The organism is Bradyrhizobium sp. 186 (assembly GCF_023101685.1).
GTDB lineage: Bacteria > Pseudomonadota > Alphaproteobacteria > Rhizobiales > Xanthobacteraceae > Bradyrhizobium.
This window is the reverse complement of the sequence record NZ_CP082164.1, coordinates 4,468,412-4,493,741: the sequence shown is the minus strand read 5'-3', so window position 1 is coordinate 4,493,741 and position 25,330 is coordinate 4,468,412. Positions and strand designations below refer to the sequence as shown.

The 25,330-nt window shown below is 63.7% G+C and carries 29 protein-coding genes and 1 pseudogene; 6 read left to right on the top strand and 24 right to left on the bottom strand.

From position 1 onward, the window contains the following. Positions 1 to 53: 53 nt before the first annotated feature. The 3 genes from IVB18_RS21435 to IVB18_RS21425 are packed head-to-tail and all read right to left on the bottom strand — an operon-like array spanning position 54 to position 2,100. A complete protein-coding gene (locus tag IVB18_RS21435; RefSeq protein ID WP_247990947.1) occupies positions 54 to 806 on the bottom strand; it encodes an outer membrane beta-barrel protein in 753 nt (250 codons plus the stop codon). A gap of 53 nt (positions 807 to 859) precedes the next feature. After that, complete coding sequence (locus IVB18_RS21430; protein ID WP_247990946.1) at positions 860 to 1,387, bottom strand: porin; 528 nt, start codon at positions 1,385 to 1,387, stop codon at positions 860 to 862. A gap of 53 nt (positions 1,388 to 1,440) precedes the next feature. After that, a complete protein-coding gene (locus IVB18_RS21425) occupies positions 1,441 to 2,100 on the bottom strand; it encodes an outer membrane beta-barrel protein (RefSeq protein ID WP_247990945.1) in 660 nt (219 codons plus the stop codon). A gap of 648 nt (positions 2,101 to 2,748) precedes the next feature. Between IVB18_RS21425 and IVB18_RS21420 the strand changes: the two genes are divergently transcribed. Continuing rightward, positions 2,749 to 3,960 (top strand): acyl-CoA dehydrogenase family protein, encoded by a 1,212-nt coding sequence (locus tag IVB18_RS21420; RefSeq protein ID WP_247990944.1) that lies wholly within the window; start codon positions 2,749 to 2,751, stop codon positions 3,958 to 3,960. A gap of 198 nt (positions 3,961 to 4,158) precedes the next feature. On the opposite strand, the gene IVB18_RS21415 is transcribed toward IVB18_RS21420, so the two are convergent. Genes IVB18_RS21415 through IVB18_RS21400 form a run of 4 tightly spaced genes read right to left on the bottom strand, consistent with a single transcriptional unit; the run spans position 4,159 to position 7,752 of the window. After that, positions 4,159 to 5,025, bottom strand: coding sequence for an HlyD family secretion protein (locus IVB18_RS21415; protein ID WP_247990943.1), 867 nt, complete (start codon positions 5,023 to 5,025; stop codon positions 4,159 to 4,161). Beyond that, positions 5,022 to 5,228 (bottom strand): DUF1656 domain-containing protein, encoded by a 207-nt coding sequence (locus tag IVB18_RS21410; RefSeq protein WP_247990942.1) that lies wholly within the window; start codon positions 5,226 to 5,228, stop codon positions 5,022 to 5,024. The genes IVB18_RS21415 and IVB18_RS21410 overlap by 4 nt, the downstream gene beginning before the upstream one ends. Further along, complete coding sequence (locus tag IVB18_RS21405; protein ID WP_247990941.1) at positions 5,225 to 7,276, bottom strand: FUSC family protein; 2,052 nt, start codon at positions 7,274 to 7,276, stop codon at positions 5,225 to 5,227. Before IVB18_RS21405 ends, IVB18_RS21410 begins: the two co-directional genes overlap by 4 nt. A gap of 2 nt (positions 7,277 to 7,278) precedes the next feature. After that, positions 7,279 to 7,752: a MarR family transcriptional regulator gene (locus tag IVB18_RS21400; RefSeq protein ID WP_247991691.1), complete on the bottom strand. Its 474-nt coding sequence runs from the start codon at positions 7,750 to 7,752 to the stop codon at positions 7,279 to 7,281. Between the two features lie 91 nt (positions 7,753 to 7,843). Between IVB18_RS21400 and IVB18_RS21395 the strand changes: the two genes are divergently transcribed. Then, positions 7,844 to 9,070 carry an MFS transporter gene (locus tag IVB18_RS21395; RefSeq protein ID WP_247990940.1) on the top strand — a complete coding sequence of 409 codons (1,227 nt, stop codon included), beginning with the start codon at positions 7,844 to 7,846 and terminating at the stop codon, positions 9,068 to 9,070. A gap of 8 nt (positions 9,071 to 9,078) precedes the next feature. Here IVB18_RS21395 and IVB18_RS21390 read toward each other — a convergent pair whose 3' ends face one another. Together IVB18_RS21390 and IVB18_RS21385 are read right to left on the bottom strand one after the other, a co-directional pair. Continuing rightward, positions 9,079 to 9,987: an amino acid ABC transporter substrate-binding protein gene (locus IVB18_RS21390; RefSeq protein ID WP_247990939.1), complete on the bottom strand. Its 909-nt coding sequence runs from the start codon at positions 9,985 to 9,987 to the stop codon at positions 9,079 to 9,081. Between the two features lie 213 nt (positions 9,988 to 10,200). Further along, entirely contained in the window at positions 10,201 to 10,620 is a 420-nt protein-coding gene (locus tag IVB18_RS21385) for a nuclear transport factor 2 family protein (protein ID WP_247990938.1), read from the bottom strand. Positions 10,621 to 10,763: 143 nt separating this feature from the next. On the opposite strand from IVB18_RS21385, the gene IVB18_RS21380 reads away from it, so the two are divergent. Next, entirely contained in the window at positions 10,764 to 12,038 is a 1,275-nt protein-coding gene (locus tag IVB18_RS21380; RefSeq protein ID WP_247990937.1) for an amidohydrolase family protein, read from the top strand. Here the strand turns inward: IVB18_RS21380 and IVB18_RS21375 are convergent. From IVB18_RS21375 to IVB18_RS21340, 8 genes are all read right to left on the bottom strand, one after another. After that, on the bottom strand, positions 12,022 to 12,945 hold the full coding sequence (locus tag IVB18_RS21375) for a DUF1932 domain-containing protein (protein ID WP_247990936.1): 924 nt from the start codon (positions 12,943 to 12,945) through the stop codon (positions 12,022 to 12,024). The genes IVB18_RS21380 and IVB18_RS21375 overlap by 17 nt on opposite strands. Then, positions 12,945 to 13,814 (bottom strand): hypothetical protein, encoded by an 870-nt coding sequence (locus tag IVB18_RS21370; protein ID WP_247990935.1) that lies wholly within the window; start codon positions 13,812 to 13,814, stop codon positions 12,945 to 12,947. Before IVB18_RS21370 ends, IVB18_RS21375 begins: the two co-directional genes overlap by 1 nt. 30 nt (positions 13,815 to 13,844) lie before the next feature. Then, a complete protein-coding gene (locus IVB18_RS21365) occupies positions 13,845 to 14,528 on the bottom strand; it encodes a 4-carboxy-4-hydroxy-2-oxoadipate aldolase/oxaloacetate decarboxylase (protein ID WP_247990934.1) in 684 nt (227 codons plus the stop codon). Beyond that, positions 14,525 to 15,238, bottom strand: coding sequence for a PIG-L deacetylase family protein (locus IVB18_RS21360; RefSeq protein WP_247990933.1), 714 nt, complete (start codon positions 15,236 to 15,238; stop codon positions 14,525 to 14,527). The genes IVB18_RS21365 and IVB18_RS21360 overlap by 4 nt, the downstream gene beginning before the upstream one ends. Positions 15,239 to 15,305: 67 nt before the next feature. After that, complete coding sequence (dctA, locus tag IVB18_RS21355) at positions 15,306 to 16,607, bottom strand: C4-dicarboxylate transporter DctA (RefSeq protein WP_247990932.1); 1,302 nt, start codon at positions 16,605 to 16,607, stop codon at positions 15,306 to 15,308. Next, complete coding sequence (locus tag IVB18_RS21350; RefSeq protein WP_247990931.1) at positions 16,604 to 17,488, bottom strand: amidohydrolase family protein; 885 nt, start codon at positions 17,486 to 17,488, stop codon at positions 16,604 to 16,606. The genes dctA and IVB18_RS21350 overlap by 4 nt, the downstream gene beginning before the upstream one ends. After that, positions 17,488 to 18,447 (bottom strand): amidohydrolase family protein, encoded by a 960-nt coding sequence (locus IVB18_RS21345; RefSeq protein ID WP_247990930.1) that lies wholly within the window; start codon positions 18,445 to 18,447, stop codon positions 17,488 to 17,490. The genes IVB18_RS21350 and IVB18_RS21345 overlap by 1 nt, the downstream gene beginning before the upstream one ends. 72 nt (positions 18,448 to 18,519) lie before the next feature. Then, complete coding sequence (locus tag IVB18_RS21340) at positions 18,520 to 19,230, bottom strand: TetR family transcriptional regulator (protein WP_247990929.1); 711 nt, start codon at positions 19,228 to 19,230, stop codon at positions 18,520 to 18,522. 118 nt (positions 19,231 to 19,348) lie between these two features. Between IVB18_RS21340 and IVB18_RS21335 the strand changes: the two genes are divergently transcribed. After that, on the top strand, positions 19,349 to 20,326 hold the full coding sequence (locus IVB18_RS21335) for a tripartite tricarboxylate transporter substrate binding protein (RefSeq protein WP_247990928.1): 978 nt from the start codon (positions 19,349 to 19,351) through the stop codon (positions 20,324 to 20,326). A gap of 285 nt (positions 20,327 to 20,611) precedes the next feature. After that, positions 20,612 to 21,052 carry a transporter substrate-binding domain-containing protein gene (locus IVB18_RS21330; protein ID WP_247990927.1) on the top strand — a complete coding sequence of 147 codons (441 nt, stop codon included), beginning with the start codon at positions 20,612 to 20,614 and terminating at the stop codon, positions 21,050 to 21,052. Positions 21,053 to 21,100: 48 nt separating this feature from the next. Here the strand turns inward: IVB18_RS21330 and IVB18_RS21325 are convergent, their stop codons facing one another. Continuing rightward, positions 21,101 to 22,243 carry a mechanosensitive ion channel domain-containing protein gene (locus IVB18_RS21325; protein ID WP_247990926.1) on the bottom strand — a complete coding sequence of 381 codons (1,143 nt, stop codon included), beginning with the start codon at positions 22,241 to 22,243 and terminating at the stop codon, positions 21,101 to 21,103. 127 nt (positions 22,244 to 22,370) lie between these two features. Between IVB18_RS21325 and IVB18_RS21320 the strand changes: the two are divergent. After that, positions 22,371 to 23,671, top strand: a pseudogene (locus tag IVB18_RS21320) (DUF763 domain-containing protein). Here IVB18_RS21320 and IVB18_RS21315 read toward each other — a convergent pair. The 6 genes from IVB18_RS21315 to IVB18_RS21290 are packed head-to-tail and all read right to left on the bottom strand — an operon-like array spanning position 23,650 to position 25,309. Then, a complete protein-coding gene (locus IVB18_RS21315) occupies positions 23,650 to 23,895 on the bottom strand; it encodes a hypothetical protein (protein ID WP_247990925.1) in 246 nt (81 codons plus the stop codon). The pseudogene IVB18_RS21320 and the gene IVB18_RS21315 sit on opposite strands and share 22 nt — an antisense overlap. 33 nt (positions 23,896 to 23,928) lie before the next feature. Then, the gene (locus IVB18_RS21310; protein ID WP_247990924.1) at positions 23,929 to 24,192 is read right to left on the bottom strand and encodes a hypothetical protein; all 264 of its coding nucleotides are present in this window, start codon (positions 24,190 to 24,192) and stop codon (positions 23,929 to 23,931) included. Between the two features lie 17 nt (positions 24,193 to 24,209). Then, a complete protein-coding gene (locus tag IVB18_RS21305) occupies positions 24,210 to 24,437 on the bottom strand; it encodes a hypothetical protein (protein ID WP_247990923.1) in 228 nt (75 codons plus the stop codon). 2 nt (positions 24,438 to 24,439) lie between these two features. Next, positions 24,440 to 24,640, bottom strand: a complete 201-nt coding sequence (locus IVB18_RS21300) for a hypothetical protein (protein WP_247990922.1) — start codon at positions 24,638 to 24,640, stop codon at positions 24,440 to 24,442. A 15-nt stretch (positions 24,641 to 24,655) separates the two neighbouring features. Beyond that, the gene (locus IVB18_RS21295; RefSeq protein ID WP_247990921.1) at positions 24,656 to 24,841 is read right to left on the bottom strand and encodes a hypothetical protein; all 186 of its coding nucleotides are present in this window, start codon (positions 24,839 to 24,841) and stop codon (positions 24,656 to 24,658) included. Positions 24,842 to 24,880: 39 nt separating this feature from the next. Next, positions 24,881 to 25,309, bottom strand: a complete 429-nt coding sequence (locus IVB18_RS21290) for a CBS domain-containing protein (RefSeq protein ID WP_247990920.1) — start codon at positions 25,307 to 25,309, stop codon at positions 24,881 to 24,883. Positions 25,310 to 25,330: the final 21 nt, after the last annotated feature.

The following is a 25,330-nucleotide window of genomic DNA, read 5'->3' as shown; positions in this document are numbered from 1 at the left end:
CCGCGTTGATTTGATTCCACATGGTTGTCTCCAATCAATGACGGTGGCGCTGCTCAGTAACGAGCAACGATGGCGTCGCCGTTGAAGCGGTAGTTCACGCCGAGCTTCAGGAGATGGAGCTCATGGTTGACGTTTTGCGGACTGATCCGTGTCGTCAGCGCGATCGCAGCCGGACCGAAATACAGATAGTCGTACTCCAGTCGCGCCGAGAGATTGTTCGTCAGCGCGTATTCGAGACCCACGCCGCCGATCAACCCGGTTCGCTGGTGGTTTATGTCGACCGGGAACGGCGTGCCGGTAAAGGCCTGGTAGTCGATGTTGGCCCACGCGACGCCGCCCTTGACGTAGCCGAGCAGGTCACCGAATGCGTAGCCGATGCGGCCGGTTCCAGTCGCCAGCGCATGGTACGCCACCGCAAGGCCGGACAAGATGTTCGCGGGATCACTGGGTCTGCTGCCCTTGATCGACGCCCAGGAGAGATCGAGCTCGGCGCCGACCACGAGGTTGTCGAACTGCCAGTTGCCGCCGACCTGCGCACCTGCGATCGCGCCGCGTGTATCCATCGTGAAGCGGTCCTGCGCGAAAGCGAAGCTCGGATCGACGAGACGGCTGCTTCCGACGCCGTAGCCGCCGTGAACACCAATGTAGAAGCCGTTCCAGAGCGGCACCGGGGCGACGACCGGAGCCTTCACGGCCATATCGGCTGCAATCGCAGAGGTGGCGGTGAGCGACATGGCCGCGAGAAGCGGCGTGACGGCAGCGCAGGAGAGGAAGCGGCGCGCCGATCGCAGGATTGAGATTGTCATGGGATGATCTTTCAAAATGTCAGAATGAATTTTCGGAGCGAGTGTCGCGTGCTTCACCAGGCGTACATGAAGCCCGCGCGGCCGAGACCACGGATGTCACTCCACGATTGCGCCGGGATCGCAGTGCCGAATTCCGTCTGCGTCCGGTTGGAGGAGGACGTGAGGTTTCCCTTGTCCAGGCCGAGCGAGAAACCGCCCGAGAACACAAAGTTGCCCGAGATCCGCACCAGGCCCGAGAAGCCAGCGGCGTGCTGACCGTCATAGGTCGCCCAGTGGGTCGAGACCGCGTAGTTCGTGCCGGTCGGAAGCCACGGCGCGACCAGCGACGCAGCCATCGCCGTGCCGGTCGAGGCGCGGGTCTGCGCACGCGCGAGGTCGAACTGGTTGGTCACGATCTGGTTGGCGCTCGTGCAGGTGTCAGTACCCGGAATGTAGAAGAAGCCGGCGCCGTACAACGAACAGACCTTGACGTACTCGACCGGAGCGGCGTGGCTCGGCACGGCGATCATGGCGGTGAAGCCGGCGCTGACGGCGGCGGCGATCGTCCGGGCGGCGCGGCGATTCATGGACGTGGTGAACATGGCGGTTGTCTCCAAGAATTTCTGTTGCATGCTGTTTCGATTGTGCTGGGGAATTAGCGCGGGAGGCCGTCGTCGCCGTTGAATCGCACGTTGATGCCGGCCTTCACCACCTGGACGAAGTGCTTGATCTCGGACGTCGTGTCCGGGCTCACCCAGTGCAGCGTTTCCGCCGGAAGAAAGATCGCGTTGTACTCGACCCTGGCGGAGACGTTACGCAGGAAGGCCACTTCCAACCCGACGCCGCCTACAGCACCGAACAGCTCTCGATTGTAATTGGTGAGCTGCGCGGTGAACTTCGACGAAAGCTCCATGCGGGCGTAAGCGGCACCGCCCTTTGCGTAGGCGAGCCATTGGCCCGACGCGTAGCCGAGGCGTCCCGTTGCGGTCGCGAGCCCGGTGTAGCCGACCCCGTTGTTGGTGCTCGACGAGATCGTGCCCGTGTTGCTGCTGGTGTTACCCTTCACGAAAGACCAGGAGCCGTCGATCTCCGCACCGAGGATGTAGTTGCCCTGCTGCCAGTTGTAGCCGAGCTGCCCGCCAGCGAGCGGCCCGTTGTAGTACGCAAAGAACGGATTGTTGGCAGAGCTGTTATTGGGGTCACGAAACTCCGACTTGCCCCATCCCCAGCCGCCGTGGACGCCGGCGTAGAAGCCGGTCCAGGAGGCAATTGGTGCAGGCAGCGGACCGCCGGCAAGAACGGGTGAAGCGATCATCGCGCTCGCCGCGGCAATTGCGGCTACGAGTCCACGGCGGCGAGTTAGAGAGCGTCCTGGATGTGTGTGCATGTCGGTCTCCATTTCCTTTGCTGAATTTTCGGTTGAAATTCGCCTATATCTAACTCTTAAGTTGAACATGAGACCACAGCTTCGGCCTCAAGCTCATGCTCGTCTTTGAACGCAAGAAGCCAGCGATCACGCACGTAGCGGATCGACGGGCAGAAATTCCTGGGTGTTGGAAGAGCCCGGGCGCGATCTAGGACAATGCGTTCCGCGGCTGGTCGATGGGCGAACTAAAGGCGAGCGATCCGTACGGATGCGCGTCCAAAGTCCCCTTGTCTCGTCATGATTTCTGCCCCCGTTTTAATTGAGGCCTATCTTAGGCACAGTGTTTCGAATTGCCCGTACCGTGAAGGCAACAGTTGCTGTTTGTTGCTGCTTGTTGTCCTGCTCGCTTCTCAATCGCTGCACGACGCAAGACAGCGTGTGAATGATCGTTAACATCGCAGCGCACCAAGTGGGTTCTGACGCAAGTTGCGATCGGCCAGCTGATGAAGATGCGGCGCGGTGCCGCGCGATCGTCGGCACGATTCGAATCCAGCCTGCCCCGAATGCAGGCGCTGACCTATCCACAGGAGACGAGAGATGCTCTATCCGATGTCGCCAAAAGTCGTCGAGCTCAAGCGCAAGCTCGAGAGTTTCATGGACCGGCACATCTATCCGAACGAGGAGCGATTCTATCGCGAGGCGGAAGAGCTCGGGCCTTGGAAGGTCTATCCCGTCGTCGAGGAGCTGAAGCCGCTCGCCCGCGCCGAAGGCCTCTGGAACTTGTTCCTGCCGGAATCGAGCCACGGTGCAGGCCTCACCAATCTCGAATATGCCCCGCTCTGCGAGGTGATGGGCCGGTCGCACCTTGCGCCAGAGGTGTTCAACTGCTCGGCGCCCGACACCGGCAACATGGAGGTGCTGGAGCGCTACGGTACGGAGAAGGACAAGGAGCGCTGGCTGAAGCCACTGCTCGCCGGCGAGATCCGCTCCTGCTTCGCCATGACCGAGCCTGCGGTCGCCTCGTCGGATGCGACCAACATCGAAAGCTCGATCGTGGGCGATGGCGACCACTACCTCATCAACGGACGCAAATGGTACACGACCAACGCGACCGATCCACGCTGCACGATCTGCATCTTCATGGGCAAGACCGATCCGGACAATCCCGATCGCCACAAGCAGCAATCCATGATCCTGGTCCCGATGGACACCCCGGGCGTCGAGGTCAAGCGTGCCCTCCCCGTATTCGGCTTCTACGGCGTGCCCGACCGCGCCTCGGAAGTCGTCTTCACCAACGTGCGCGTGCCGAAAGAGAACATGCTGCTCGGCGAAGGCCGCGGTTTCGAGATCGCGCAGGGCCGCCTCGGCCCCGGCCGCATCCACCATTGCATGCGGTTGATCGGCCTTGCCGAACGCACGCTGGAAAAGATGTGCCGGCGGGTGCGCAGCCGCGTCGCTTTCGGCAAGCCGGTCTCGGAGCAGACGGTGACGCAGGAGCGTATCGCCGAAGCGCGCATCATGATCGAGCAGGCCCGGCTGCTGACGCTGAATGCGGCGCATGCGATGGATACGGTCGGCAACAAGGTGGCAAGAAGCGAGATCGCAATGATCAAGGTCGCCGTGCCCAACATGGCCTGCCAGGTCATCGACTGGGCGATCCAGGCCCATGGTGGCGGCGGCACCTCAAACGATTTTGGATTGACGCAGGCTTACGCAACCGCGCGGCTGCTGCGTCTTGCCGATGGACCGGACGAAGTTCACAGAAACCAGATCGCGCGGTTCGAGCTGAAGAAATATTCGAACGCTTGAGAGAAGCGCTCTGTTCGCAGGGTCACCGCAGCGCATTTCCGCCCTTCTCCCCTTGTGGGAGAAGGTGGCGCGAAGCGCCGGATGAGAGGTCTCCATCTGCGGAGACAGACCCCTCACCCCAGTGAATCTGTGTCAGCCAGCAGAGCTGCCCTCTCCCACAGGGGGAGAGGGCGCAGCAATGCGCAGCGTGACTCGCTTCTAATTCAACACCTCCACCGTCGCCGAGCGTCCCGCAACCAGCGACATGTTGTCGGGGACGGGATCCAGCGCAATGCGCACGGGGACGCGCTGAGCGAGGCGCACCCAGCTGAAGGTCGGGTTGACGTTGGCTAGCAGGCTCGCGCCTTCGGCACGGTCGCGGTCCTCGATGCCGGCGGCGATGCTCTCGACGCGGCCGGTGAGCCGCGCCGGATCACCCATCAGGCGGATCTGAACCTTGTCGCCGATGCGGATGCGCGCGAGTTTTGTCTCTTCGAAATAGCCCTCTACATGCAGTGTGTCGGTGTCGACGAGCGCCATCACGCCCTTGCCCGCCGTGACGTACGCGCCGGGCCGCAAATCCATGTTGGTGATCACGCCGTTCACGGAGGCGTGGACCTCGCTGCGATCGAGGTTGAGCTGCGCGACCGCCCGGTCGGCGACGGCCTGATCAAAGGCCGCCTTGGCCTGGAGCTGGGTGGCCAGAACCTGCTCCTGCTTCTGCTGGGATACCGCGTCGGTCGTCAGCGCGCTGTAGCGCTTCAAATCGGCATTGGCCTGATCGAGGGTTGCCTGATGACCGGCCACCGAAGCGTCGGCCTGCCGCAGCGCCAGCGCGAAGCGTTCGCGATCGATCCGGAACAGCACGTCGCCGCGATGGACCTTCTGGTTGTCCTTGACCAGCACCTCGGTCACGAAGCCCGACACGTCGGGCGCGACCTGGACCACGTCGGCGCGAACCCGCCCGTCCCGCGTCCAGGGTTGCTCCATGTAATAGACCCAAAGCTCGCGGCCGACGGCGAGCGCCAGGGCGACGGTAATGAAGGTCAATGCGAGGCGGCCAAGCCAGGCAAAATTCCCTTTCATGCGAGATACTCCGAGAGATAGACGACGACGCCCAAGAGACAGACGAAGATCGCAAAATCGAACAGCGCGCGGTGCCAGACCAGCCGGTAGAGGTCGAAGCGCTGCATCAGCCGGCGAAGCAGCGCGCTCATGGCGTAAGCAACGATGATCCACAAGAGCAGCGCCGGCACGAGCACACCGTAAATGTCGATCTGATATCTCATGCGGCAATTCCCTCTTCTGCACCTGCCCGATAGGCGGGCGCCTGCGGGAACAGACCGCGGCGGATCCCGACAAGCCCGACCAGGGCATCCTCCCGCGCCTGGTCGTTCGGGTCCTTGACGGCCTTGGCGAGCGCCGCATCAACGCGCGCGAGCAGTTCGGCCGGCATCGCACCACCCGTGTATCTGCGGCAGACCGCAGCAAGCTGATCGAGCATGTCGTCGATGACGTGAATGGTCGACGCCGCGAGTCCATAGCGCGCCCGGCGCAGATCGATGATGTTCAAGCCAATGCGAAGCTGGACGAGGCTGTCGGCGTCGCGCCGATCGCTCTCCGAGAGGAAGGCAATACGCTGCACCAAAAGCCCGAGCCGGTGCAGCATGAGACCTGCGAATTCGGCACGATCGCGCTTACCGCGACGTTCGGCAGCGACCGCGAGCGTCTTCCAGCTCGACAGCACCAGGCGATTGGCGATCCACTCCGCGCCGACGCCGCGCGCGATTCGCGTCACAAGCTCGGCGACGACGACGCCGACGAAGAAGGCGACAGCGGAATTGGCGTAGGACGCGAAGTCCGCGCTGTAGGTCGATTGCAGCGCGAGCAGCGTCGCCGTGTTGGCCGCGAGCGCCATGCCCGTCCCCGCCGTTGCCGGCCGCGCGATCAGGAAGCCATAGAGCAGGAAGGTCGGCGCCAGCGCGACGACCAGCACCTCGAGATGTGAGATCGCAGGCACCAGCGCGAACAAATAGACTGCGACCACCACGATGGCGACGAGCGACCACAATCCAAAACTGCGGATGAAACGTGCGGGTTCGTCCTGGGCGGCGAAGAACGAACAGGCGACCGCCGCCATCATCGGCGCCGACGCGCCGTCCGGCCAACCGGTGCCGATCCAGAACGCGCAGCAGATCAGAATGGCGACGGCTGCGCCGGCCGCCGACCACAGCGCAAGGCCGCGATCCCTGTGGCGCACGGGTGCGGCGCCGGCTTCGGAATGGAAGGCCAGATCGAGGGTCGGAACATTGCGGCTTTCGGCAATCGCCTCGGTCAGTGCGCGACAGTCGCGCGAGAGGTCGACGAGCTCGCGCAGTCGTGACAACAGGCTCGTGGTGATGATCCGCTCCCAGGAGGCGCTGTCGTCGAGGATCGCCTGCCGCTCCGCGATCATGGCGCGGATCCGCTCGGCCGGCTGCCGCGCGCCGACTTCGCTCACGATCCATTGCGCCAGGTCTTCCAGAAGCCGCTTCAGCTCGGGCTGCCGCCGCAACGCCTCCTCGCCCAGCGCAGCCAGCCGGTCCTCGAGCGAGGCGATCACCGGCAGCAACATCAGCATGCGCAGCCGGATTTCGCCGAGGCCGCTCACGGCATTGCTATCCGTCAGCCGGTCGTAGGCGAGATGCGCGGAGAGCGTGTCGATCTCGACGATGTCGGTCGCAAGCTTGAGTCGCCTGGCGCGGCGCGTTTCATTGGTGCCCTCACGCAGCAGCACGACCTGGCTGAGGCGGCGCGCATCCGACAGCCAGGCATCGACGCGGTTGGCGACCGCTGGCGCGACGCTGCGGGGGAAAACGATCGTCGAGACCAGGCTGGCGCAGATGATGCCAAGCGAAATTTCCTCCACCCGCGCAACCGCTGTGTCGAAGATGGCGCCGGGCTCGGACACAGAGGGGAAGCCGATCAGCGCGACCGTGTATCCGGCCAGCATGAAGACGTAGCTGCGCGGCGTGCCGTCGAGCAGCGACAGATAGAGGCAAAGCCCGACCCAGAGCGCGATCGCGAGGCACAGCAGTTCCGGCGCTTCGACAAGATTGGGCACCAGTGCGACCGTCATGATCGCGCCGGCCAGCGTGCCCATGACACGGAAGAACGCCTTCGAGCTGGTCGCGCCTGCCAGCGGCTGGGAAGTGATGTAGACCGTCGCCATCGCCCAATAGGGCCGCGGCAGGTCCATTGCGAGCGCGATGACGAGCGCCAGCATCGACGCGGCAAACGTCTTCAAAGCGAAAACGAGATCCGCATGGCGGACCAGAAACGGCTCTTCGGCCCGCATGGCTATTTCGCCTCTGGACCAGTCTTGGCGTCATGCAGGCGGCACGCCCGCTGCTCGATGCGCTGGAGCGTCTCGAAGGTTACCGCAAGTTCCTCCGGCCCGATATCCTTCAGCAGGCTCGCCCGCACCCGGCGCAGCACCCTGTTGGTCTCCTCGACCTTGGTCTCGCCCGCCTTCGTCAGATGTAGCGTTTTGGCACGGCGATCGGTCGGGTCCTCGCGGCGCTCCACCAGCCCCTCGGCCTGGAGCAGATCGATCAACCGGACCAGCGACGGCCCTTCGATCCCGAGTTCGTCGGCGAGCACGCCCTGGCGGACATTCTCGCCCTGGCGCGACAGCACCAGCAGCGGAATCGCGGTCGCATAGGACAGGCCGTGATCGGACAGCGCCTGATCCGACTCGCGGCGCCAGATGCGGGCCAGGCGCGCGATGAGCCGGCCGATTTCGGCGTGGATGTGAGCCTGCGAGGGAGCCATGCAAATTAGATAGGACACGAACTATTAGTCTGCGACTATATAGCCTGGCATATTGCCGGCAATCACGAAAATGCGAACGAGGACAACGCAGATGGCACCGGGTTCCACGACCGAAGTACGGGAGGCGATGGCGGGCGACAGCACACTAACGCTCGTCCCGACCTTCGTCGTCGTGGCCGTGGACGCCACGGGGATGGGGATCATCCTGCCGCTCCTGCCCTTTTATTCGCAGCGGCTCGGCGCCACACCGTTCCTGATCGGCGCCCTGATTTCGGTCTATGCCGTCTGCCAGCTCATCGCCGGTCCCGTGGTCGGCATCCTCTCGGACCGCTACGGCCGCAGGAAAGTGTTGGTCGTCAGCCAGATCGGAACCCTCGTCGGATTCCTCCTGCTTGCGGTCGCAGACAACCTGACACTGGTGTTCCTGGCGCGCATCATCGACGGCTTGACGTCGGGCAACATCTCGGTCGCTCATGCCTATGCCACCGAGCATAGCGCGCCGGCGACCCGCAAGCAGGCGCTCGGCATGACCAGCGGCGCGATCGGAACCGGACTCCTGCTCGGACCCGCACTCTCAAGCTTTCTCGTCCATTACGGCCCGACCGCACCGATATGGGCTGCGGCCGCACTCTCGTTGGTCAGCATCCTTGCGACGGTCGCCCTGCTCCAGCCTGACCATCCGGCGTCCGAGCCGCTCTACCAGCACCGCGTGCCGGAGCCGACGCTGACCCGCAGCTTGCTCGGCATGCGCTACGCCTGGAGGCTGCTCGGCCTGCTCATCGTCTTCTTCTTCGTCAACTCGATGTTCCTGTCGCAGATCGGCCTGTTCCTGACGGCGCGGTTCTCCTGGGACGGGCATGCTTTCGGCGCACGTGAGCTCGGCTGGATGTTCGCCTATGCCGGCTTCATCAACATGGTCGTCCAGGGTCTTTTGATCACGCGCGCAAACCTCGTTGCTTCCGACCGCAGCATCGTGATGGCGGCGTTCGCCTGCATGGGTCTCGGGTTTGCAGGGCTTGCGGCCGGCGACAATATCAGCCTGCTCGCGATCTACCTAACACTGATCATCGTCGGCACCATGTTCGCCCGCAGCACGCTGACGGCGGAACTGTCGCGCTCGACCGCGATCAACCGCCAGGGCATGATCATGGGTCTCAACCAGTCGCTGATGTCGGGCGCAAATATCAGCGCCCCGCTGGTGAGCGGCGCGCTGATCGGCCATCGGTTGTTCGTCGTGTGGGCACTGGCAATGGCCGCGATCGCAGCGATCGGCGCGGCGTTCGCCGGACGACTGCTTGACACGCCGCGGGCGCGATAGCCCTCGCCTCAATTCACCAAGTACACGTCGGGATCGAAGCTTGAGCTCGGCTTCTTGAAGGCGTTGCGCAGGGACGGCGAGATCGGGACGTTGTAGTTGAGGCCGTTAGGCGGCGTCGGCGATTGCAACCACTTCTTGTAGAGAACCTCGACATCCGGGCTCGCGTAGAGCTCGGCCGTGGCGCGATCGGCGAGCGCCTTGAACGGCGCGTCCTCCCTGCGCAGCATGATCCCGTAGGGCTCCGGCTTCGAAAAAGTCTCCTCGCTGATCATGAACAGGCCCGGCTCCTTTGATCGCGCAATCGCGACCGCAAGCTGGACGTCGTCAAGCGCATAGGCCTGTGCACGATCGGTCTCGAGCAACAGGAAGGCCTCGGCCTGATCCTTGGCCGGCATCACGTTGATGCCGAGATTGCGCTCGGTGTTGACCTTGGCGAGTTGCGTCAGGTTGACCGATCCCGCCACCGCCGTGACCGACTTGCCTTTGAGATCGTCTATGGTGTTGATCTTTGCGGCCTTCTTGGCCGCAAATCGCGTCGCGCTGAGGAAATGCGTGTTGGTGAAGGCGACTTGCTTCTGGCGATCGGCGTTGTTGGTGGTCGCCGAGCAATGCAGATCGAGCGTACCGTTGACCATCAGGGGGATGCGGTTCGACGACGTCACCGCGATATAGTCAACCGCAATGTCGGGCATCCCGAGCTGCTGCTTCACGGCGTCCACGATCTTGAGGCAGATATCCATGGCGAAGCCGACCGGCTTCTGGTTTCCGTCCAGATAGCTGAAGGGAACGGACGCCTCCTGATAGCCCAGCGTGATCTTCTTCGTCTCCTTGACCTTCTGGAGGGTGCCCGACAGGTCTTCGGCCGAGGCTGCGCCCGCAAGACATGTGACGGCCAAGAGAACGGTGGGAAGACGCATCAGTGGCTCCTTTGGGGCATCGACTGCGCCGCCGTGTCGGGGCGCGGTCGCGGACCTGATAGCTCAAAGGTGGAACGATCGCCAGACCAGGTTCCGTCTATCAGCTATCGCGTTTTTATATGCGCCACAGCACGGGGCACTATTCGCAGGTGAGCTGTTGCTCGAGCCAGCCCGACAGTCGGTCCGACAAAGGCTGTCACATCCGATCCTGCGTTAAGCCTCGATGCCACGCTGAACCAGGATTCGCTCGGCGCTGTCGTTCCAGACGTCCATCTTCACGATCTGGCCACCCCTGACGACGAAGCGATCGACATAACGGTTGCCCTCGAACGGCGTGCCGTCCATCCACTCGCCATAGAGCGTGCCGACGCTGTAGACAACGGTCTCGTCCGCGCCCGGGCAGACGTCGAACCGATCCATCTTCTTCTTGACCGAGCGATAGCGCTTGGCGTTGAAGCCCGTCGGCCCGCGCGGATGATCGAACTCACGCCCCCCGGTAAATGTGATCACCGTCCCCGGCTTCATGTATGCCGCCGCGGCATCGGGATCGGGTATCATCGAAGCCGTGAGATAGGCTTCCACGATCTCGGCGTCGGTCATCGGACGAGCTTCGGCTTTTGCGGGGGCGGACATGACGGATTCTCCGGAATCTCGAGATTCTACAATCCGCCCCCCAAATTGCATGCACATTCTTTGAACAATTTGGGGTTAGCACTACAATCTGGAGCTGCCGGAAGCGGCGGCTTTCGTTACACCAGCTCACCTGAATCGGCGCCATGACCACCCAGCCCACCTTCGACCTGATCTTCCGCAACACGCTGTTGCGATCATCCGCCGCACCCGTCGATATTGGCGTGAAAGGCGGCCGCATTGCCGCGATCGAGCCCACGCTTGTCTGCGATGGCGTCGAGATCGACGTCGCCGGCCGGCTGGCCCTGCCCGGCTTCGTCGACACCCACATCCATCTCGACAAGGCGTGCCTGCTCGGCCGCTGCGGGCACAATCATGGCAGCGTCTCGGAGGCCATCCGCGCCGTCGCGGCGATGAAGCGCGACTTCACGGTCGAGGATATCTATGCGCGCGGCGCCCGGGTGCTTGAACGGGCGATCGTGCACGGCACGACACGCATGCGCACCCATGTGGAGATCGATCCGCGGATCGGCTTGCGCGGCTTCGAGGCAGTCAAGGCGCTGAAGCGCGACTATGCCTGGGCGATCGATCTCTCGCTCTGCGTTTTTCCGCAGGAAGGACTCACCAACGATCCCGGCAGCGAGGAGCTGCTGGTACAAGCGCTGCGCGACGGCGGCGAGGCGATCGGCGGCTGTCCCTACATGGACACTGATCCGAACGCGCATCTCGAACGCATCTTCGATCTCGCGCGAGAATTCGACGTCGACGTCGATCTTCATCTCGACTTCGATCTCGATCCGTCCTGGTGGCATCTTGACGAAGTCTGCCGGCAGACCAAGCAGCGCAACTATCAGGGGCGCGTCGCGATCGGCCACGCCACGAAACTCTCCGCGCTGCCGCCAGAACGGCTGAAAGCGGCCACCGCGCAACTGGCGAAAGCCGGCGTCGCCGTCACCGTGCTGCCCGCAACCGATCTCTATCTGATGGGGCGCGAGGCCACCCAAAACGCGCCGCGCGGATTGACGCTCGCACACAAGCTCGCCGACGACGGTGTCGTATGCTCGGTCGCGACCAACAACGTACTCAATCCCTTTACGCCGTTCGGCGACGCCTCGCTGCTGCGAATGGCGAATTTCTATGCCAATGTCGCGCACGCCTCCGTCGCCGACTTCGACACCTGCCTCGATCTCGTGACCGAGTTGCCGGCGCGGCTGATGAACCTGACCAACTATGGCATCAAGGTCGGCAACCCCGCCGATCTCGTCGTGCTCGATACGCACGACAGCCGTTTAGCCATCGCGGCGCTGCCTGATATCCTGATGGGATTCAAGAACGGCCGGAAGATCTTCGAACGGCATCAAGCCGTCCTGTTTCCGCCGTCCGAGTCAGGCAAGGCGCGCGTCGTCATCCCTCACGCTTGATTTTCGCCAGGATGCGGTCCGCCTCGATGCGCCAATCGGCGCTGCGGGCAAACTCCTTCGTGCCTTTGGTGCCGAACAGGCCTTCATCGGCGAGATCGGCCACCCAGGCCTGCCGCTCGGCCGTGCCTTGCGCCGACCATGGCGTCAACCCCGCCTCGCGCACGGTCTCGGCGACCTCGCGCACCTCCTCGGCACGGCGCCGGCCGTGCTCGATCACGCGCTGGAAAAAATACGCGCCCTGCTTCTCCCAGTTGATGCTGGGAAACGTCTCCGCGAGCGAAGCCAGCACCGCATCCTCGACGCCATAGGCGCGCGCGGTCGTAAAACTTTCGATGACCATGGCCTCCAGACCCTTGATCATGATGCTGCGGCACATCTTCACGGCCGACGACACACCGAGCTTGTCGCTGGCAACCTTGGCCGCAAAGCCGATTGCATTCAGAAGCGGCTCGAGCTCCTTCGCGCCGGGACCGCCAAGCAAGAGCGGCACCTTGATGCGATAGGGCGGCACCGAGGTCATCACCGCGCCTTCGACATAGCGGCCACCGGCGCCGTCGATCAGCGCCGCAGCACGCTGCTTGGCGCCGGGCGAAGCCGAATTGAAATCCAGGAACCAGGTGCCCTGGTTGATCGTATCAGCGCAGGCCTTGGCCACCGGCACGGCCTGGCTGGCTGTGACCGCGGAGACGATGAAGTCGGATTTCGCGGTCAGCTCGGCGTGAGAGGCGGCCAGCGCAACGCCGAATTTGGCAGCGTGCTCTTTCAGAGAAGCGCCCTGCTCGCCTCCGAGCTTGATGTCATAGGCCGCGACCTTGATGTCCTGCTGCCGCAGGTCCTCGGCCAAAATCCTGCCGACCTCGCCATAGCCGATCAGACCGATCTGCCATCGCCTGGGATCGCCCGCCATCAGTTCAGTCCTCGCGTGGTGTCGTCGAAGAGCTCCTCGACTGCATAACGGCGCGGGATCAGCGCCTGCTGGAATGCGTAGTCGACGATCAGCTCCAGAGGCTTCCTGTTCGCCTCTATTCCGAAGGGAATGAGATCGGGTGAGGCCGCGGGTCCCACCTGCATCTTATTTCGCTTGAGGAGATCATAGACGCCTGCGACCACGTCGGGATGTGATTTTGCGAGCCGTTCGGTCACGACCACGAGATGGTTGACGGGGACGACGCCGCGGCGGCCGTACCATTTGGCGGCTTCCGCGGCCGGATCGGGGAACAGCGGTTTCAGGCGCACATCGACCGAGGTCTCGCCGAGGACGGCGTCGAGCTCGCCGTCGATCAACATCTGCAAGACCTTCTTGTCCTTCGGCGCGCGCTCGGTGGTGTCGACATATTCGGCGACGTGCGGGTCCTCGAACGTGACCCAGCGTATCTTGTCGAGATTGACGCCATAGTCATTGGCCAGGATGCCCCTGATCCAGGCGCCTGTCGTCGTCGTGAACGAGCGGATGCCAACGCGCCTGCCTTCGAGATCGGAAGGCCCGAGCGTCCCGTGCTCGGGATTATACAGCGCGTAAGCATGCTGGAAGCGGCCGAGCATGGTCGCCGGCAGCAGCACCAGCGGCTTGCCGTGGGCCTTCGCCATCAGATAGGTGACGATCGCCATTTCGCAGACGTCGAATGCCTGCTCGCGCACCATCGGCTTGAACGCCGTGTTGGTCGGCGTGTACTCGATGAACTCGAGATCGAAGCGGTGGGAGCGGAGCTCGCCGGTCTTCACCGCCTGGACATGGGGGTGACTGCCGAACACGGCCCGCAGCTTGAGACGATCCATCCGCCCGCTCCGCTTCTCTTCTTTCGCCGTTCAGGCATCCTCGGGATTGTCGACATAGATGAGCCCCGCCTTCGCCAGCGCCTCGCGCATGCTGTACATGTCCAGCCCGAGCTCGCCCGAACCAAGCCGCTTGCGCTTGCCGTCTTCGTCGGCGTTGCGCTTCTTCGCCTTCTCGGCGACTTCCGCGGCGTAGCGCTTCGGGACCACCACGACGCCGTCGTCATCCGCCACGATGATATCGCCGGGATCGACATTGACGCCGGCGCAGACCACTGGAACGTTGACCGAGCCGAGTGTGGCCTTGACCGTCCCCTTGGCCGAGACCGCGCGCGACCACACCGGAAAGTTCATCTCGTGCAGCGCTTTGACGTCGCGGCAGCCGGCATCGATGATCAGCCCCTGCACGCCGCGCGCCTGAAGCGAAGTGGCGAGCAACTCGCCGAACATGCCGTCGGTATTGTCGGTCGTGCAGCCGACGACGAGAATGTCGCCCTTCCTGCACTGCTCGACCGCGACATGGATCATCCAGTTGTCGCCGGGCTGCGCCAGCACGGTCACCGCGGGGCCCGCGATCGCCGCGCCCGGCCAGACCGGCCGCAGGTAAGGCTTCATCAGTCCGATGCGCCCATAAGCCTCGTGCACGGTCGAGACGCCGTACTCCGCCATTCCGGCGGGATCGGCGCGCTTGATGTTGCGAACGACAACCGGCTTCATGCCAGCACCTCCTCGACGGTCGGGAACAGACGCTGATAGGCCTCGCCATAAGTCATGGGCACGCCGGTGTTGCGGCTGCCCTGGATGCCGCGGTTGAGCGCAACGCGCTCGTAATAGCCCCAGAGGTGCTTTTGCGCCGCGAGGATCTGGAACGCCTCGTACTTCTCCTTCCAGACCTCATCGATCTTGAGGATCAGGTTCGGCTTGAAATTGCACATCTCCGGCTGGTGCGGCTCGAACAGGAACACCGGCGGTGCCGAATATTTGTACTGCGCGCCGGGCTTGTGGCCCATGGCCTGAGCGACCACGCGGGTCTCCTGCGCGAAATGCGCCGCGTTCGGATGGTCGAAATTATAGGGATCCTCCAGCGCGTGCGTCAGCACAAAGCTCGGATTGAGCTCGCGGTAGATGTCGACCATGCGGTCGAAATGCTCTTCAGTGAGCTTCAGCGGATAATCGCCACAGTCGAAGAATTCGATCTCGGCGCCCAAGAGCTTGGCCGCCTGCTCCGCCTCGTCCTTGCGGCCGGCCTTGACCGACTCCAGCGTTGCGCCTGATTCCTTCCAGGCAAACTGGCTCTCGCCACGCTCGCCGAAGGACATGCAGACGATCTTCATGCGGTAGCCCTTCTTCGCGTGCTGCGCGATGGCTCCGCCGGCGCGCCAGACGAAGTCACCCGGGTGGGCGGTGATCACGAGACCCGTTTTCATGGGACAAACTCCCCTCTCTCATTCGTAAGCATCATAGGCTCCCTGCGTCACGCAGGAAGCAAGTTCATCAGGCCGCGGCGACCGCGGGTTCCTCGCCATCAAGCACACGCCTCAGGCGGTCGCCGTCGAGTGCGCCTTCCCATTTGGCAATCGCAATCGTCGCCACCGCGTTCCCGATCAAATTGGTCGGTGTCAGTCCCTGCGACATCAGGCGATGGATGCCGAGCACCAGCGCGACGCTCGTCACCGGAATCGTGCCGGTGGCCGACAGCGTCGCCGCCAGCACGACAAAGGCAGCACCTGCGATTCCCGCCGCGCCCTTGGAGGTCACGAGCAGGATCAGCAGCAGCTCGATCTGCTCGGCGAGCCCGAGCGGCGTGTTGGTCGCCTGCGCCAGGAACACCGAGGCCGCAGCGAGATAGAGGCAGGTGCCGTCGAGATTGAAGGAATAGCCGGTCGGGATCACCAGCCCGACCACGCTGCGCTCACAGCCGGCCTTCTCAAGCTTCGATAGAATGCGCGGCAGCACGGTCTCCGACGAGGTCGTGGCGATGCAGATCAACAGCTCCTCCCAGATATAGCGGATCAGCTTGAGCAGGCTGAAGCCGCAGAGCCGCGCCACCGGGCCGAGCGCCACGATGATGAAGATCACGCAAGTGAGATAGAAGCCGCCCAGGAGCTTGCCGAGCGAGGCCAGAGAGCCGACGCCGAACTTGCCGACCGTAAACGCGATGGCGCCGAACGCGCCGATCGGCGCCACCCACATCACGAAGCCGACAATCGCGAACACCATTTTGGCGGCGATGTCGATCAGATTGATCAACGGCGCGGCCCGCTCCCCGAGCTGCACCAGCGCGAAGCCGCAGAGCACCGAAATGAACAGGACCTGGAGGATGTTGCCCTCGGCAAAGGCGCCAATGAAGGTGGCAGGCACGATGTTTATCAGGAACGGCACGAAGCCGATGGCACCGGTCTGCTTGACGTAAGGCTCGATCGCGCTGGCGTTGATGCTGGCGGGATCGATGTTCATGCCGACGCCGGGCTTTAGCACGTTGACCGCGATAAGGCCGATCACCAGTGCGATCGTGGTCATGATCTCGAAATAGACGATTGCCTTGATGGCGACGCGCCCCACACGCGCCATGTCGGCCATATGCGCGATACCGTGTACGACGGTGCAGAATATGATCGGCGCGATCAGCATCCGGATCGCCTTGATGAAGGCGTCGCCGAGCGGCTGCATCTTGGCGCCTGCCTCGGGATTGACGATCCCAAGCGCGATGCCGACCGCCATGGCGATGAGCACCTGGATCCAGAGCTCCTTCCACCAGGCGCGGCCGCGCGGCTTGTCGATCGTAAGCGCCGTCATTCGTCGAATCCAAACAGGCGCGCCGGATTGCTGACAAGGATCTTTTGCTGGAACTCGGCCTCCGGCGCGAACAGCGGGATCAGGTCGACGAGGTCGCCGTCATTCGGCATCACCTTGACGTTGGGATGCGGCCAGTCGGTGCCCCAGATGACGCGATCGACCGCGGTCTCGACGATTTTTCGCGCGAACGGCACGGCGTCAGTAAAGGGCGGGCCGGCCGAGGACACCCGCTCGGAGCCGCAAATCTTGACCCAGCACTTCTCGTCCCGCCGCATCAGCTCGATCAAAATCTTGAACGGCAGCTGATCGAGTCCCTCGGATGCCTTCACCCGCCCCATATGATCGATGGTGTAGCTCAGCGGCAGCCTTGCCAGCATGTCGGCATACTCAGGCAGATCGATCGCATCGAAATGCAGGTCGATATGCCAGCCGAGCGGAGCGACCATCGCAATGACGCGATCGAATTCCCGCTTGTCGGGAACGCCGCCGAGATGACGGACGAAATTGAAGCGGCAGCCACGGAAGCCACCTTCGTGCAGATCCCGAAGTTCGCGCTCGGTGATGGTGTCGTCGATGTTGGCGACCGCGCGGTAGGCGCCGTTGCTCTGCGCGATGGCATCGAGTGCCACCGTGTTGTCGGTGCCGTGCACGCTGGCATTGACGATGACGGCGCGCTCCACGCCGAGCTTGGCGTGCAGCGCCCTGAAATCCTCCAGCGGCGCGTCAGGCGGCGTGTAGGAGCGATCCGGCGCATACGGATATTTCAAGCCGGGCCCGAAGATATGGCAATGCGCGTCGCAAGCCAGCTTCGGCAGCTTGAATTTCGGCGTGCGCGTGTTCGGGTCGGGGGGCGGAATGGTGGGCGTGTACATCATCGTCATCAGGTGAACTTGAACAGGCGCGCGGGATTGTCGACCAGCAGCTTCTGCCGGATCGCAGCATCGGGCGCGTAGAGGGGGATCAGGTCGACGATCTCGCCGTCATTGGGCATGATCTTGACGTTGGGATGCGGCCAGTCGGTGCCCCAGATGACGCGATCGGGCGCGTTGTCGATCAACGCCTTGGCGAACGGCACCGCGTCATGGAACGGCTTGCCAGTCGCCGACGCGCGTTCGAGCCCCGTGATCTTGACCCAGCACTTCTCGTCCTTCTTCTGAAGGTCCAGCAAGGCGGTGAAGCCGGGATCGTCGAGCCCCTTCCCCGCCTGCACCGTGCCCATATGATCGATCACGTAGCGTGTCGGCAGTGCCGTCAGGATGGGCGCGAATTCGGCGACGGTGCCCGGCTCGAAATAGACATCAATGTGCCAGCCCAGCTCGGCGACGCGGCGAACGATCCGCAGGAACATCGCCATGTCGCCGACACCGCCGAGGCGCTTGAGGAACGCGAAGCGGCAGCCGCAGATGCCGCCCTTGTCGAGCGCCGCGAGCTCCTTCTCGGACATCTCGTCGTTGACGTTGGCGATGCCCTTATAGGCGCCTTCGCTCTGCGCGATGGCATCGGTGACGACGCGATTGTCGGTGCCGTGCACGGTGGCGTTGACGATCACACAGCGCTCTGCGCCGATCTTCTCGTGAACGCTGCGGAACGCCTCCAGTGGTGCATCAGCCGTGTTGTAGGGCCGGTTCGGCGCAAAGGGATAGCGCGCTGCGGGCCCGAAGATGTGAGTGTGGGTGTCGCAGGATTTCGGCGGCAGCTTGAAGGAAGGCGTCTTCGGATTCGGGTCGGGGGGCTCGATCGTCGGAATTGCCTTCGGCTCGGCCGCCTGCGCGCGTACTTCGCTCGCCAAGGCAGCGCCGGCCAGTCCCGTCAAGAGATGCAAGCAGTCTCGCCTGTTCATTTCCTCAACACCCAGTCGAATGGTCCGCTTGCGAGCGGAAACGCTTGACGCGCCTCCCCTCGGCGGTTTCTTTCAAGTCTTGCTGCTTGCAACCGTCCGCCGTCGGGCCGGCAAGGCCTGATCCAGCGCCGGCGCCTGGAATGCAGCGACCGTGGCCTGCACCAACTGCTCGATGGCACTGGCGGCATCGCCGCCGTCGGCCTCGCCGCGCGACAGGCGCGAGACACGGTCCGGCGTCACCAGCGAATAATAGAGCGCGCCGAGCAGGAAATGGCTGCGCCAGACGATGTCGGTGCGCGGAACGTGCGGCACGCTGTCGTGAATCGCATCGATGAAGGCGTGGCTGGTGTCGTCAAAAGTCTGTGCGATGATTTTTCGCGCGACCTCGTTGCCTTCCGCCGACATCACCGCGCGCAGCCGCGTGAAGCGCGCCCCGCCGCCGGCGAGATCGCTGCCCGAGGTGAAGGCCGGCACGACATAGGCGCGCACGATCGCCTCCAGCCGGTCCTGGAGATCGCGCACACGCTTGGCGGCGGCGAGCAGCTCGGAGCGGCGGAGATTCATCGGCCCGCAATGGCGCTGGTAGATCTCCAGCAGCAGCCCGTCCTTGGTCTTGAAATGATAGGTGACGCTGCCGGGGTTGGCGCCGGCGGCGTGCGCGATGTCGCGCACCGACACGGCGTTGAAGCCGTTGGTGGCGAACAGCTCCTCGGCCGCGGCGAGGATCGCCTCGCGCATGTTCGGCTTGCGGGCCGTTTCCTTGCTGGTGGGCTTGCGTACCATGTTATTTGTACTATCGTACAAAAGATCAGGTCCCGTCAACAAAAACCATGGGCAACATCCGGGACTGCCTCGGAAAACCGCGGCAAGGACGCGAATGCCCTTGTGGAGTGCAAAGAAAATGCTGGGTTTCAACAAGAAGATCGGCCGTTTGATGCTGGGTGCCGGTCTGCTGCTGGCGGGCAGTGTCGCGCAGGCGGACAATTATCCGAGCAAGCCGGTTCACATCCTCGTGCCCTATGCGGCCGGCGGTGCCGTTGACGTGCTCGCACGCACGCTGGGCCAGGCGCTGGCGAAGATTTGGGGCCAGCAGCCTGTGATCGACAACCGTCCTGGCGCCGGCGGCATCGTCGCCTCGCAGGCGCTGACGCAGGCCGCGCCCGACGGCTACACGCTGATCCTGGTCGCGAGCGGCCATCCGCTCAATCAGTTCATCTATCCGAGCGTGCCCTATGACACGTTCAAGGATTTTACTGCCATCACTGAAGTCGCCTCCTCACCGCTCGCGATCGTGGTGGCCAAGGACAGCCCTTACAAGACGCTCGGCGATCTCCTGGCCGCCGCGAAGAAGGAACCGGACAAGCTCTCCTACGGCATGTCCGGCAATGGCACCTCGGCGCATCTTGCCGGGGAGCTAATGAAATACATGTCCGGCACGAAGATTGTCGCAATCCCCTACAAGGGCGGTGCGCCGGCGCTGACCGCGGTGATTGCCGGCGAGATCCCGCTCAGCATCAATCCGCTTGCGGAGGCGATCGGCCAGCTCGAAGGCGGCCCGGTGCGCGCGCTCGCGGTCACTTCGGCCGAACGCTCGAAGGCGCTGCCGAATGTTCCGACCGTCGCAGAGTCCGGCGTGCCCGGCTACGACGTCTCGGTCTGGTGGGGCCTGCTTGGCCCGGCAAAGATGCCGCCAGAGATCGTGGCGAAGCTCGAAACAGATTTCAAGGCGGCGTTGCAGGACCCGAACGTGCTGTCGACGCTCGGCAAGATCGGCGCCGCGCCGGTCGGCTCCTCCGCAAAGGATTTCGACGCCTACATGCACGCCGAGGCGACCAAATGGGAGCCGGTGCTGAAGGCCGCCGACATCCGCGCGCAGTGAGGTGGGCTGTTTACATGAGGACACTTTCTCATCCGCGGCGCATCGTGTGCGCCACCCTGCTCGCCGTCGTAGTCGCCAGCCTATCCGGCCCGCCCGCCCGCGCTGACGGCGAAGCAAGAACGTTGGCGCCCAACGGCACCTTGCGCGTCGGCATCTATCCGGGCAGCCCGACCTCGATGGTGACCGACCCGGCCGGCAAGCCGCACGGCCTGAGCTACGATCTCGGCGGCGAGTTGGCAAAACGGCACGCCGGCCCGTGCCAACGAGGTCAGCTTCAGCCAGCCCGTGCTGGCGATCGAGCTCGGCTATCTCGTTCCGGCGAACTCGCCAATCGGCAAGATCGAGGATATCGACCGCCCCGGCGTGAAGATCGGCGTCACCAAGGGCTCGACCTCCGAGCGCACCCTTCCGGCCAAATTCAGGAACGCGACCATCGTTCCGGCTGAGAGCGTCAAGGTGGCCATCGCGATGTTCGGCCGTAGCGAGATCGATCTCTACGCGACCAACAAGCCGACGCTGTTCGAAATGTCCAACCAGATGCCGGGCGCGCAAATTCTCGACGGCAATTGGGGCCTGGAGCACATGGCGATTGCGATCCCGAAAGGACGCGAGAGCGCGCTTCCGCTCGTCAACCGCTTCGTCGCGGAGGAGCAATCATCCGGAGCGCTCGACACGATCCAGCAGCAGGCCGGCCTGCGCGGGGCAACCAAAGCCGCGCGCGAGTAGCCATCGGTCGAACTGGACCTGCCGCCTTTCCCAAGAAGCGCCACTCCGTCAATTGCGCGCGCTCGCGCGCATCCTTTTCGGTGACGCAGGACGCCGCAAGAAGTCGGCATCGTCGTCCCCCGAAGGGATCAGGATCGCGCGCTCTCGCGGCAGGGCTTCCGGCATCTCGTCGCGAATGAAGGCGACGAGCTTCTCCCTCATCTCGCAGCGCAGGTCCCAGGATTGCGGCGCATTTCGTGCGCTCACGAGTGCCCGAAGCTCGATGGTGCGTGAATCCGCATCGATCACCTGGAGATTGACCACCGCGCCGTCCCAGAGCCTGGATTCCTTGATCGCCCCCTCCAGCCAGCGCCGGATGCGCGGCACGTCGGCGCGGTAGTCGACATGGAGCGCGATCACACCGATCAGGGAAGCCGTATCGCGGGTCCAGTTCTGGAACGGCCTTTCGATGAAGTAGGACAGCGGCACCACCATGCGGCGCCAGTCCCACAGCCGGATCACCACATAGGTCGAGGCGATGTCCTCCACCCAGCCCCACTCATTCTCGATGATCACGGCATCCTCGATGCGGATCGGCTGGGTGATCGCGATCTGCAAGCCCGCGATCAGGTTGCTGAGCAGCGGCCGCGCGGCAAGACCGACGATGATACCGGCGGCACCGGCGGATGCGAACAGGCTGACGCCATATTGCCTTACCGAGTCGAACGTCATCAGCGCGGTGGAGATCGTGATGATGACAATGATGGTGTCGGTCACGCGCTTGAACGCGCGGACCTGGGTGACATGCTTGCGCGCGACGAAATTTTCAGCGACGTCGCGAAAGTTCTGGAGATAGCGCGCCGCACTCATGTCCACGACCCTGATCGCAATCCATCCGATCAGGGCGATGAAGGCGACGACGAACAGGCGCAGTAGCGACGTACGGATTGTCTCGCCAAGAGGCGCAAGCGGCAAGACCAGGGCGACCGAGGCAAGACACAGCGCCAGCTGAGCCGGACCGGCAGTCCGGTCGATGAACACGGCCAGAAGAGGGAGGCGGGTTCCGAAGGCGCGATTGAGTAGCCGTACCGCCATCCGATAGAGGACCAGCGCGAGCAGGATCGCGCCGGCGATCAGGCCGAGACCGACAAACCACGAGGGTATCCAGCCGAGCATCTTGTCGATGTCGGCCATAACGGCTTGCAGATTCATCCATGTCCCCGCAATTGCGTTAGCGTCTGCGCTCAACGCATTCCCAACGGCTTCGCTCCCCCCGCTCAGTGCGACGCAACATTCCTCTGGTGCAACCGTCGCCGAACTGCGCTATTTGTGGGCAATCATGACTCGACGTACCGGCAGCGCCGACCTTCCGTTGCACACCGGCCGGGTTCCGCCCTGGCTCGCGACCCGCATGGCCTCGCTTGGCGCGATCGTGACGCAGGCGATCGTGCATCATTACGGGCGCGACGCGTTCCTCCAGCGGCTGTCGCATCCGTTCTGGTTCCAGTCGTTTGGCGCCGAGGGATGGACTGGCACTCCTCCGGCATCACGACCTCGGTGATCGGTGCGCTGAAGCGCGGGCTCGGCCCGCTCCAAGACGAACTCGGAATTTACGTCTGCGGAGGGCGTGGCCAGCACTCGCGCAAGACACCGGACGAACTGATGCAACTCGGCAACCGCGTCGGCTTCGATGGTGCGAAACTCACGCGCGCGAGCCGGCTGGTGGCAAAGGTCGACAGCGCGGCGGTGCAGGACGGTTTTGATCTTTATCTGCACGGCTTCTTCGTCACCGCCGACGCCAAATGGACCGTGGTGCAGCAGGGCATGAACGGCGACAAGCGCCAGGCCCGCCGCTATCACTGGCATTCCGAGGCGCTGAAGAGCTTTGTCGATACGCCGCACAGAGCCATCGACGGCCCGCAGCAAGGCGAGATCGTCAATCTCACGGATCATCGCGCCGACGTCTCGCGGAACGCACAACTCGAGCTGCTGGCTGATCTCGGCCCCGACCGCATCGTGTCGGAGTTCGAAAGGCTGAGCGGCATCGAACCCGCGCAGGCCATGCTGCCGCATCTGATCATGCCCGCGCATCACGACGTGCGACCGAAGGACGTATTCGCGCGGCGCCTGCACGGCACGTTGGCCGCGGCCGCCGAGCGTGGCCCGGTCGATTTTCCGGAGCTATTGCTGACGCCCGGCGTCGGCGCGCGCACTGTGCGCTCGCTGGCGATGGTCGCCGAAGTCGTGCACGGCGCGCCCTATCGCTTCAACGATCCCGCCCGCTTCTCGCTCGCACATGGCGGCAAGGACCGGCATCCCTACCCGGTCCCGATCAAGGTCTATGACGAGACCATCCGCGTGCTGAAGGACGCGATTCAGAACGCGAGGCTCGGGCGCGAGGAAGAAATGCAGGCGATCAGGCGTCTCGATGATCAGGCCCGGCGCCTGGAGCGCACCGCGCAGGGGCCGTCGGTGGAATCATTCATCGCAGGTGAACGCGCGGCATCGCCGGCGCTCGATGGGCGATCCGTATTCGGCTGGGAACGCGATCTCGCGGAGACAAAAAAAGGACCGGCTGAGCACCGGTCCAAGCTGGTCGGGAGGAAACGACCTTCTCCTCAAGTCTCGTCGGAGTCCTGATCCTCATCCGCGAGCCGGTTTGCCGCGTGGTCCTGATATTGCTCAGTCTGGATGAACTTGCCGTCCATGCCGCGGATGTCCGAGTGCTGGGCCTTGTCGCGGTTGGACAAGACCATGTTATCGCCGATTTTGTCCTTGGACACGTCGGCCAAGGCGCCGGTGCCGTCGCTCTTGCCGTGCATGCCCGATCTGAAATGCGTCTTGCTGCCATGTCCACCTGGCATCGGCCTCTCCTTCTCGAATAATCGCCCCGGAAGTCAGTGCTTCTGTTGTTGCGGGGATGGTTTCGGCGGCTTATGGCCGCTCTGGCCGGGATTGTTGTGCTTGTTGTGATCGCTTTCCTGGTTGAGGCCACCGCGACTGACCGGGAATTCGCTTTGCCGCGCCTCCGCCCTCGGGCGATGAACGGCGACGTTCCCGGGATTGCGACCAGAGGCCTGCTCGAGTTCTCGTGCGTCAGGCACATCCGGTTTGCGCTCGAGAATGCGCACCTGCTGCTCGTGGGTCTTTCTGCCTTGCATGTTCAGTCTCCCGGTGTTCACCGGCCTCTTCGAGGCGAGCCGCTGCGCGCGACGTCCTTGTCAATACCCCCGGCGACATTCACGTCGTTCTCGACGTCGCCCTCGATCGTGTTCTCGCCGAGAGCATCCTCGATGTCGTCGGGCGACGCGCCCGCCATGGTGGCGCCCTTCGAACCACCGATCAGGGGATTGTCGCGAATATCCTTGCCGGTGGGCGTGTACAGCTTTGGCTGCTTGTTGCTCATGGTCACCTTCCTCCGCCCTTCCCGGCAGCATCGTGCCTGTGATGGGAATCGTGCTCGCCTCCGCCGCCGGACACCCGGCTGTGGGTCCGCTGCGGATCGTCCGCAGGCGGCTTCTTTATCTCCAATGGGGCCTTTGCATTTTCGTGCGACGCGCCGGGTCCGCCCTGACGAATACTTTTCGGTGTCTTCGTGGATGTCGACATGAGATGTCGTCCTCCTCAGCGGTCTTGCTGGTATCCTTGATTGGTCGTGTTTTGCTTGATGTTGCCCTGTTGACCCTGCTGATCCGGATTCTGCGCGCGTTTCTGACCATGCGGCGTCTGGTCCGCGGGGGTTTGCTTGTGATCGCCGGTTCCCTTCGCACTCTGGTTCGCGCGTGGGACGGGTGGCATCTTGCTGGTCATATCGGTTCCTTTCGGAAGTGACGTCATACAATGAGCGCGCTACTGCCACTCCCCGTCCGCAGGTGCGGAGATATCCTTCAACGCATCCTGGGCGCACTCGTCGTCTGCCCTGCTGATGTCGGCAAGGGCGACAACGCCGACCAGGCGCTTCTGCCGATTGAGCACCGGGAGCCGCCGGACCTGATGCGTCGCCATCACTTGCGAGGCGCCTTCTACGTCATCGTCCTCGAAGCAGTAGCAGACGCCCTCGGACATCACCTCTCGAACCGAGGTGTTGCCCGGCGATCGCTCCTCGGCGACGGCACGCATCACAATGTCTCTGTCGGTGACCACGCCGACCAAGCGATCGTTCTCACCCACCGGCAATGCGCCGACATCGTCGGCACGCATCCAGCGCGCGACTTCCCGGATGGTCATGTTGGGATCGGCAATATGCACTGATGGCGTCATGATCTCGTGAACTTGCATGGCTGCTCCTCAGTTGATCTC